Raw genomic sequence first — 9,506 nt, 5'->3', positions numbered from 1 at the left:
GCACCGTGGGGGAATTTGCCTGCGCCGCCGCGAATTGCTCCTGGTACTTACGGATCGTCTTCCGGTCAACGCCCGTAATCCGGGCGATCTCCCGCTGACGTTTGCCCGCTGCGACGAGCGTGGCGATGGTTGTTTGCAGATGCGGCTTCAAGACATTCACTCCAACAACCCCTCTTCTTCATTCGAGGGGTGCAAGGTAACGTCCTGCCAGACCGCGCCAGCATCATGCTCCGCGTGTCTCTAGGTGGGGGATTTTGAGGTGCCCACAGGTGGGGGAATTTGCCCGCCCATCGGGGGCCAGAGTGAACCTGCGTACGGTGCAGCTGGTCGGAGGTTCAAATCCTCTCGCCCCGACCAGGCAATATCAGCCGGAGCCTCTAGCAGTAAGGGTTCCGGCTGTATCACTTCTGGCGTTGGGCTGTGTTTCCGGTGTCTCCTGCACTGGAGTCTTCAATGCTGTCCTTCGTTGTTCTCTCCGTTGTCACTGCCTGGCCGTGCGTCCGCACTTTCGAAGAGCCGCAGTCGTGAATAAGCGCACCGCCATGAGTTCGTCAGGGGTGTCCGTGACGGCGACTCGCTATCTGCTGCGCCGTGGCTCGCGCTACTACTACCGCCGGAAGATTCGTGCCGAGTTCCAGGAAGTAATCTGTCGCGCCCTGGGTACGTCGGATCGTAGGGAAGCCGAGGCACTGGTACGGGAGCAGGCCCACTTCGCAGACCTGGAATGGGAGCGACTGCGCCAGCCGGGGGGGCTAACTCGCTGGGCAGTGCTGCCCGTGAGACGTGGGAAGCCGCCGACAAAGCCGTCGAACCGCTGGATCAGCAGCTAGCCAAACACGACGCGCGGGAGGCGCGGTGCGCCGAGTTCGCGCACTTCATGGAGTGGTTACAGGGACGGGGACCCGCCGCCGCGATTGCCATTCCAGGTCCGCCCGCTCACACCGTATCCGTGCCGGATCCCCGCAAGAAGGGGTACACGCGCGCCGATAGCGTCGCCGTCCTTCAAGGCCGGGGAGCGTCGGGGGGAACACCTTGCCGCCTTTGTTGTAGCATGGGCCGCGGACCGTACTCCAGACGGAGAGACAGTCTGCATTGCTAACAAGTTGGTGGGTCGCTTCTATGACAGGAGCGTCGCATTTTGCAAATCAAGTTTTGATAAGTAATAAGCCCGATTGTCCCCCCGGACTCAATCAGAAAATGTAAGTAGCGGTTTTCGATGCTTTAAGCATGAGTATCCGGATTGCGCGTTTCCAAATCGGCACATTAACGGAAGATGTGTAGAATACCGGCGTCCGATTAGGGCGGAACGATAAAGGGATTAACAATGGGGGCGCAGGATCTGGTTGGAGCCATTGCCGGGGGGCTCGTGCAAACTGACCGGCTACTCAGGCTCGACACGCCTCTCGGCGAAAATGTCCTGCTTGCGCAGCGCGCGATTGGCCGTTCACGTATTGGCCGCGAATGTCATTTTACTCTCGATGCTGTTGCCGCCGACGACAATATCGAGCTCAAGAAGCTGATCGCACAGCCGGTCACGCTTTGGCTCCAGCAGGCCGATCAGTCGTATCTGCCGCATCACGGCTACGTCCACACTGCGCGCCGGCTGGGTGCGGACGGCGGGCTGACGAGTTATCAGATCGAATTCGCTTCCTGGCTGCACTTCCTGAAGTTCCGCAAGGACGCGCGCATCTGGCAGGGCAAAACGGCCGACGCGATTCTCACCGACGTATTCAATGCGCATCCCCAAGCGCAAGGCGCATTTCGCTTTTCGATTCAAAATGCATTGCCGTCGCGATCCTTTTGCATGCAATACGAAGACGACTGGAATTTCTGCCAGCGGATCATGGAGTCCGAAGGCCTTTTCAGTTATTTCGAATATGCCGCGGATGGTAAATCACATACGGTCATAATTACTGATAATATAGATGCGCTGTCTGCTTTAAATCCGCGGTCGGTCGTTTTTTACCGATCGGGCGTGAATAGCGAATCCGATGCGCTAGTGCAATGGAGCGGCACGCGTACGCTGCAAAGTGTCACGCTCGCCACGCGCACGTTCGACTACAAGTCGCCTTCCAGCGTAGTGAACTCGAAGGGCACGTCGGTGCCCGCGCACGCAAGTCAGGGTGACCTGCCGCAGCAGATGGAGGTCTACGAGTACACGGGCGCCTATACCTACGGTGAGCAGTCGCGCGGCGACGCACTCTCGGAAATTCGCATGGAGGAGTGGGAGTCGCGCGCGAAGCGTTTTGAAGGCGCGGGCGCGGTGCGGCGGCTCGAAGCCGGGCGCTGGTTCGAACTCGAAGGCCATCCGCAGCACGATTCGGACGGCCCGCAGGATCGCCAGTTCGCCATCATCGAGGTGCACTGGGCGATTGAGAATAATCTGCCCGTTTCGGCCACTCAGGCGCAGTCGTTTCCGCACAGCCTGCAGGGCGAGCTTGCCGCGATCAAGGCCGTGTATCAGGGCGAAAGCGACGCGCTCACGATCAAAGGCGCCGACGGCAGCGAAGGCTTCCTGCTTTTGAAAATCGAGGCGCAGCGCAGGGCCGTGCCGTATCGCAGTCCGTTCGAGCATCGCAAGCCGAAAATGCAGATGCAGACAGCTATCGTGGTTGGTCCAGCAAACGAAGAGATCTACACCGATACGCTGAACCGTATCAAGGTGCGTTTCCACTGGGAGCGCCTGAACGCGGGCGACGAAAAGGCTTCATGCTGGGTGCGCGTGGCGATGGCCGACACGGGCGGCAGCTACGGCGGTGTGCACGTGCCGCGCGTGGGCGAGGAAGTGATCGTGGAATGGGTTGGTGGCGACTGCGATCGGCCCATCGTGACCGGTCGCCTGTACAACGGATCGACGAGTTCGCACTGGCATTCGAACGGTATTCTCTCCGGTTACAAGTCGAAGGAATACGGAGGCAGTGGTTACAACCAGCTGGTCATGGATGACGCCACGGGTCAGAACCGCATGCAGCTATACACCACGAGTGAAAACTCTCAATTGCATCTGGGGTATCTGATTGCGCAAAGCGCGAACGCGCGCGGTGCGTATCTGGGCAGCGGTTTCGACCTGCAGTCGAGCGCGTATGGAGCGATCCGTGCGGCCCAGGGCCTTTACGTCAGCACCTATGCGAAGGCCGCGGCGAGCCAGCAACTCGACGCGAACGAAGCGCACACGCAGATCACTGGTTCTCAGAGCGCAATGGACGCGCTCTCGCAGGCGAGCGAGGCGCATCAGGCGGAGTCGCTCGAGGATGGCGAGCGAGCGCTCAAGGACATTGCGAGCGCAACGCAATCGAGTGTGCGAGGCGCAAGCGCAAGCGGCGGCAACACGGCAGGCGGCGGCATGGGCAGCGCGAATGCGTTCAGCGAGCCTGTGATGTTGATGGCGAGCCCAGCGGGCCTCGCGCTGTCGACGCAACAATCGACGCATATTGCAGCGAACGAACAGATCAATCTCGTCAGCGGCGAAAGCACCTATGTCGCGACGGGAAAGTCGCTGGTCGCGAGCGTCTCGCAGAAGCTGAGCCTCTTCGTGCAGAACGCCGGCATGAAGCTGTTCGCCGGCAAGGGCAAGGTAGAAGTGCAAGCGCATATGGACAACATTGAACTGACTGCGCAGAAGTCCGTGAAAGTCCTCTCCGCTACGGAGAATATCGAAGTGGCAGCGAGCGAGGAAATTCTGTTGACGTCCGGCGGAGGCTATATTCGCCTCAAGGGCGGAAACATTGAGATTCACGCTCCCGGCCTCGTGGATATCAAGGGCAGCCAGCATGCGTTCAGCGGGCCAGCCAGTATGAGCTGGCCGCTACCGGCACTCCCGACGTCAAAGTACGCGGCCGCCATGCAGTATCTGTATCACGACAACGAGCCAGTGCAAGGAGCGAAATATCTCGCCACGCTGGCAGACGGCAGCACCCGTGAGGGCGCGCTGGATGCGCAGGGGCGCATGAATCTGCAGGACATCCCTGCTGGCACGGTCGACGTGAAGCTGGGCGCTGATTCGCGCGAGTGGGCGCGCAAGAACTTGACGAAGAATCCGGATTACAAAGGGGCGTCGCTGGCGGATGCGGACATCGAGGCGCTCATTGCGAGGCACGGGGGAACACAAGCGTGAGTTTAAGCCTCGACGAATTCGAAAAAACCTCACTGGAGGTCGGGCAGTGGTGCTGGGGAACGATGCAGGGTGCGTTCAACGAAAAGCAGTCGATCAGCCAGATCATCACGGACGCTGCAATTGGCATGATTCCCGTGGTCGGGGACGTAACGGCCGTACGCGATCTGCTCGCGGTGAGCATCGGCATGGCGCGCGATCCGCGCAAGCGCGAAGAGGTGATGGAATGGGTGATGTTGGTGGTGCTCGCCTTCGCGCTGATTCCCGTGGTGGGTGGCGTCATCAAGGGCGTGGGGCGACTCGCATTGCGCGCGGCCGGCGACGCCGCAAAGGATGAAAAGCTGCTCCAGGAAGTGATTGCGTACCTTAACCGGGTCGGTCATGGCGACGCTCCGAACTGGCTGCGCACGCTAAATGTACGCCAATATCAGGCGCAGCTCGTCGAGAAGCTCAAGAGCTTCTGCTCGACGGTGCGTCGCACGATCGAAAAGACGCTCAAGTCGCATATGGGAAGCTTGCTTCCCGAGCAATGGCACGGCCACTTGCAGATGGTTGCAGACGGCTTTGGTGCGTTGCCGCAGGAAGCGGACAAGATGGTACCCAAGGCGCTCGACGCGCTGAACGAGAAGATCCGCGTATTGCAGAATACGGCGTACGAAGGTGAGAAGCATGTTGTCGCAACGGGCGGTGCGCCGAAGGTCGCGCGGGAAACCGAGGCGGAACTCAAAGAAGAGTTGAAGCGCCCACCTACGCCGCTTGGCAAATACGCATCGATCCCGGCGCTCGTGGACGACGTCGAAATGAGTGCCCGCTTGAGAGCGAGTTATGACCCGTATATCGCAAAAGGTTGGCCCGATCTCTTTTACGGTGTTTCCAAAATGCCGGTTTTCGGCGACGAAAGGGTTTATAAAGACATCGCGTCGTTTCACGGCAAGATCTCAGCGGTGACGGCGCGAGAACTGGTGGGCAAAAAGATCTTCAGGGTTTTTGGTAATGCGAGCAAAGTCACAAAGGCCAGCGAGTCCTTCGCGGGCGGCTTTTGGGGAGCGGCGTATTGGGGCGTGGGCGACGCGCCGAAGACGGCGAAGGCGTGGCGTGAAAGCGCTGCTGTGCTCGACGACTGGAATGCCAACGGCTTCATGGTCGTGGCGCATCTTCCCGATAATCTCGCTGAAATCTGGCCCGAGGCGAAAGCGTGGCTTGGGCGGATCGCGGAACAATACAGCCCGGGAGCGCCTTTTCAATACCTGGAGGGCGGAGCAGAGCAACTGGTCGCCAAGTTCGACAAAGCGGTCGTCGAGCGCATCACGGCCATCGGCAACGAAGTGAAAGCCGCGGCTTCGAACGCAGTGCGAACGGAAATGATCGGCGGTGTGCGCTTCGAATTCGTCAAGACCAACTGGACGGATGTCGAGCGGGTATATGGTTACGGCGAGGCCGTGGACCAGGGCGCGGCGGCAACACGTAAGCTTGCCGCGGACGAAGTGCGCGAGAAGTGAGTTTGAACATGGCATGCTTGAATAGCGTATTTAAATCGCAAGGTCGGACCGAATAATGCAAGAGATCGACATGCAGGATCCGGGCGTGCGCCGCAAGATATTCTGGTTGCTCCAGCGCGTCACCAGCTATTCGCTTTGGCGCAAGAAGCGCGACGCCTTCAGGACATTTGCGGCAGCCTACGAAACCGCCGTCAAAACGTGGTCGCCGAAGGACCCAGAAATGGTGTCCGCCGATCACCTGGCGACCATCTACGAAATTCTGAGCCTGTACGACCGTGGGCTCGACGAACTGGTGCTCGGGCGCCGCTTCGTCTGGCGTAAAGGCGAGGCGCTGGATCGCGTTGTGATGCAGACCGGCTATCTCTCCGACTATTTCTACACGAATCCCAACTACTGGGAGCGTGGCGGTCAGTTCTTGCCTTATCCTCCAAAGGTTGACGCGCTTGCGCGCCTGTTGCGCGCATCGATGTATCAAGCCGAAAATGCGTCATTGGAGGTGGCAGGGACGACGTTGCAACTTGCGAGGCTCCGATATCCGCAGACCCTGCTTGACAAGAGCAAGTATCACTATACGTTTTACGAATTCGAGTTTCCGCAATTCCCGAACGTGCTACCGGAGATGCCGCAGCCTCGGGCTCTGATGATTCGTTCCGGCGAGCGTGTGCCTTGCGACGGCATCTGGGAGCCTATGAACGTGGAGGCCATGCGCAACGCGGGCTGTTTCAATTACTTTGTCGCACAAACGCAGGCGCCCAATCTATCGGCAGTAGACGAGGACGACGGCAATTGGAGCCTCGCTCCGGTGCCGACACATTGGCGTCTGCTTTGGGAAGACACCCGCTACAAGGATGGCGCCGTACCGGACGAATCTGCCTACTTCCTTGCGCCCGCTCGCGAGCGTCCACCGCGGGGCACGGATTCGGTGCCCGCGGTGCGCACCGGTGAGCTTTGTCCGGTCTCGGGGAATTGGCGCACGGAGGAGTTCGGAGGCAAAACCGTGCAGCTCGAGGAGGGGCAGACAATGCCCGATATGCTCGTCACGGACAATCTCGGCGACCGCGCGGTCCATTGGGTTAGGTGGGTGCTGGTGCGCGAAGCATAGCAACGCGTACTGAGCTGGGTTGCGATTCGGCGCGTGATGGGTTCGACCGGCCGGAAAGGGGCGACCTTCCGCCGTTCCTTGAACGTCCTTGGTGGTCCGCTCACGGCCGAAGGCCGCCCGGCGCCGCGAGCGGTGGACGAACCCAGCGAGCCGAAATGGCTGCATGGCTATCACCTGGCTAACTCCACGCGGGAGATGCGGCGCTTAGTCTATGAGCGCAAATTGAAACTGAAATTTGGCAACCTGAAGTTGGTGGAGATCACGGATGAAGACCCGCGGATACGACCGACGCCGTCGTGGAGCGCGGGGCTCCGGCTATGCAGTGCATGCCCGCGATGTGATGTTGCAGGTCTTTCTCTGGGCCATGGAGCGCGGCCACAAGCTCGCGAAGGCGGCAGAGCTGGTGTGCCCAACATCCATCGCGAACTTTGAGCTGCCGACCATGTGCTGAAACCTGAAGAAATCGGCTTGATGTAGCCGTATATGGAGCGCATCGGCACGACGCCGTCCATTCGGACGGCCGCCAAGCAGCTGCTGACGATGGCGCGCGAGAGCGAGTTGTCCAACGCACGCACGGCCTGCACGCTGCTGCATGAGGCCGGCTTCAACACGTATTGGGTTGCGAAATGCCTGGCGCACGCGCAGGAGCCGTCAGGGCCGCCTCCAACAAGGCTGAATATTGCGAGCAGCGCACGGCGAGGTTGCAGGACTGGGCAGATATGATCGATTAATGGACGCTGAAGCGGTCAAAGGGGCTAGCCAGTTTAAAGCTGCAGCTTGACCGCCATGGAGTCCGTACCAATGGATACACACTATGTCTATTAGATTGACTGCCGAGGTGAAAGCAAGATCTACGTAAAGCTCGGTCTGACATCAGACATTCCGCGTCGCCTGTCAAACATTCAGACCGGATGCCCACATTCGGTTTTGCATGCTTTCGTTGTGCGGTCTGCGTATCGCGCAGAAGTTCAGGGCCTAGAAAAGCTTCTGCACGTTCTTCTAGAGCCAGAAAGCCGTGCAGAGTGGTACGAGGGGGCGAAGATTTTTTTTGAAACGCTTGATGCCGCGTTTTCGAGAGCAAATAAAGGTGGATTCACTCACGAAGTGCTTTTGAACATGCCGGACTTCATAGGTCCGGAATGGAGGAGGGACGGCACGACTGGCGCTTTCCTTGAAATTTGAGGCACACTCGATGCTGCGGAGACTCTACATCATCAAACGATGGTTTTCTTGACGAGGCACAGCGTCTCCTTTGTCAAGAACGGGGATGCCAAAATCCGTTAAAATGGCTGGAATTGTTTAAATTAATGCCTTGGAAAGCGCGAACGGAAAATAGTCATAGGAGACAACGGGTGGAGAAGTACAAATTGACACAAAACCTTACTAGTCTTGGCGAATGCGATCCTGAGTCGAGCATACTCTTTCTTGGCTCGGGTTTCAGCCTCGGCGCCACAAACATCTCGGGCGAAAAACCACCCAATGGGGCTGGACTGCGGCGACACTTCATTAAACAACTTGGGCTTCCTGACGATACAACCTATGATCTTCAGGTTTTGACCGAAGAGTTTGCTGAAAAGGATGCGCAGAAGCTGAGTGACGAACTCTACCGAATTTTTCGCGTGACAACGCTTGATGATGCGCAAACGGCTATCCTCAGCGAAAACTGGAGGCGGATTTACACCACTAATTACGACGATGTTGTCGAGACTCATCGACTGGCGGCTAATGCAAAGCCCAATACGTTCGACGTTTCTGAGGCTTTGCCGAATAAGCTGCTGCACGGTGCATTGATTCATCTTCACGGAAGCATAAGACTGGTTACCCCCGGTAATTTACAGAGTAGTCTCATACTAGGTGAGGCTTCATATGTGAACCAATATGTGGTCAGATCGCCATGGTACGACCAATTTCAGCGGGATCTCGCTTATGCCAGCGCGATTTATATCGTTGGGTATAGCCTCGCCGATTATCACATCGCGGCTCTTTTACTAGAGAATCCGCAACTCGCTGCCCGGACGACCTTCATTCAAGGGCCCACGCCTGATCCGATATTCCTTAGGCGCACAAGTCAATATGGCCGTACGCTGTTCACCGGTACAGAAGGGTTCGCCGCAGCTTTGGCTAATGCGCCCCGTCCCACTGTCCCGACACTGCACAATCTTCGATCGTTTCGCTCGCTTGCTCCGATGAGGGATAGCCAGACGAGCGCCCGACCTACAGCGACAGAAATCTATGACTTGCTGGTCTATGGTGATTTCAATGCGGGGAGGCTGGCGCGATCTCAACCTGAAGAGGACTACGCGATTGCGAGGGCCGAAGCGATTCGCACTGCCGCCGACGCAATCGAGCATAAGTCAGCTTTGGTGATCGACGGTCGTCTTGGTAATGGCAAGACGATATTCCTTCACCTTCTCGCCCTCGAATTGTCTGCGCGTGGCTGGGCGTGTTTTCTTTTCAAGCCAGGGAATCCGGATGTTGCCCGAGAAGTTGCTGCGCTTAGCAGGCCGCTGAAATACAGCCCAACGGAGACGGCCTTGTTCCGCTTACGCGGCTCCTGCCGCAAAATTTTTCAGATTGCGCAATCTCAACGCGAATTCAACGTTGTTTCGGCGGTTTGAGGCTACTTTTTTGGCCTCATTGCCGCTTTCCCGCCACTATGGACGCACCTGTGCCAGCGATCGCATGCGCACAAGGTTGTAGGCCGCCATATTCAACACGAACATCTGGTCCACCTTCTTCAAGCCACGCACCATCACCTGGCGCATGCGCCCCACGGTCTTGGCCCAGCCGAAAC

The 9,506-nt window shown here is 58.3% G+C and carries 8 protein-coding genes and 1 pseudogene; 7 read left to right on the top strand and 2 right to left on the bottom strand.

Annotated features, from left to right (window positions below; genetic code table 11):
* Nucleotides 1-160: helix-turn-helix domain-containing protein (locus tag E1N52_RS42225; protein ID WP_165979410.1), on the bottom strand; the 160-nt coding region annotated here is incomplete at its 3' end.
* Nucleotides 161-542: 382 nt separating this feature from the next.
* Here E1N52_RS42225 and E1N52_RS45725 point away from each other — a divergent pair.
* The 7 genes from E1N52_RS45725 (at nucleotide 543) to E1N52_RS42190 (ending at nucleotide 9,330) form a co-directional block, all read left to right on the top strand.
* A complete protein-coding gene (locus E1N52_RS45725) occupies nucleotides 543-830 on the top strand; it encodes a DUF6538 domain-containing protein (RefSeq protein WP_425468213.1) in 288 nt (95 codons plus the stop codon).
* A 494-nt stretch (nucleotides 831-1,324) separates the two neighbouring features.
* Nucleotides 1,325-4,114 (top strand): type VI secretion system Vgr family protein, encoded by a 2,790-nt coding sequence (locus tag E1N52_RS42215; RefSeq protein ID WP_133190953.1) that lies wholly within the window; start codon nucleotides 1,325-1,327, stop codon nucleotides 4,112-4,114.
* Nucleotides 4,111-5,610, top strand: a complete 1,500-nt coding sequence (locus tag E1N52_RS42210) for a hypothetical protein (RefSeq protein ID WP_133190951.1) — start codon at nucleotides 4,111-4,113, stop codon at nucleotides 5,608-5,610. The genes E1N52_RS42215 and E1N52_RS42210 overlap by 4 nt, the downstream gene beginning before the upstream one ends.
* 55 nt (nucleotides 5,611-5,665) lie before the next feature.
* Nucleotides 5,666-6,712 (top strand): Imm72 family immunity protein, encoded by a 1,047-nt coding sequence (locus E1N52_RS42205; protein ID WP_133190949.1) that lies wholly within the window; start codon nucleotides 5,666-5,668, stop codon nucleotides 6,710-6,712.
* Between the two features lie 265 nt (nucleotides 6,713-6,977).
* On the top strand, nucleotides 6,978-7,163 hold the full coding sequence (locus tag E1N52_RS45720) for a hypothetical protein (RefSeq protein ID WP_425468212.1): 186 nt from the start codon (nucleotides 6,978-6,980) through the stop codon (nucleotides 7,161-7,163).
* A 374-nt stretch (nucleotides 7,164-7,537) separates the two neighbouring features.
* Entirely contained in the window at nucleotides 7,538-7,894 is a 357-nt protein-coding gene (locus tag E1N52_RS45715; RefSeq protein ID WP_133190955.1) for a GIY-YIG nuclease family protein, read from the top strand.
* A 170-nt stretch (nucleotides 7,895-8,064) separates the two neighbouring features.
* Complete coding sequence (locus E1N52_RS42190; RefSeq protein ID WP_165979582.1) at nucleotides 8,065-9,330, top strand: SIR2 family protein; 1,266 nt, start codon at nucleotides 8,065-8,067, stop codon at nucleotides 9,328-9,330.
* Nucleotides 9,331-9,366: 36 nt separating this feature from the next.
* Here the strand turns inward: E1N52_RS42190 and E1N52_RS42185 are convergent.
* A pseudogene (locus E1N52_RS42185) lies at nucleotides 9,367-9,506 on the bottom strand (IS5/IS1182 family transposase); the annotation flags it as partial.

It is taken from the genome of Paraburkholderia guartelaensis (assembly GCF_004353905.1).
Classification (GTDB): domain Bacteria; phylum Pseudomonadota; class Gammaproteobacteria; order Burkholderiales; family Burkholderiaceae; genus Paraburkholderia; species Paraburkholderia guartelaensis.
Note: the sequence above shows the minus strand (reverse complement) of the source record. Positions and strands in the feature narration are given on the sequence as shown.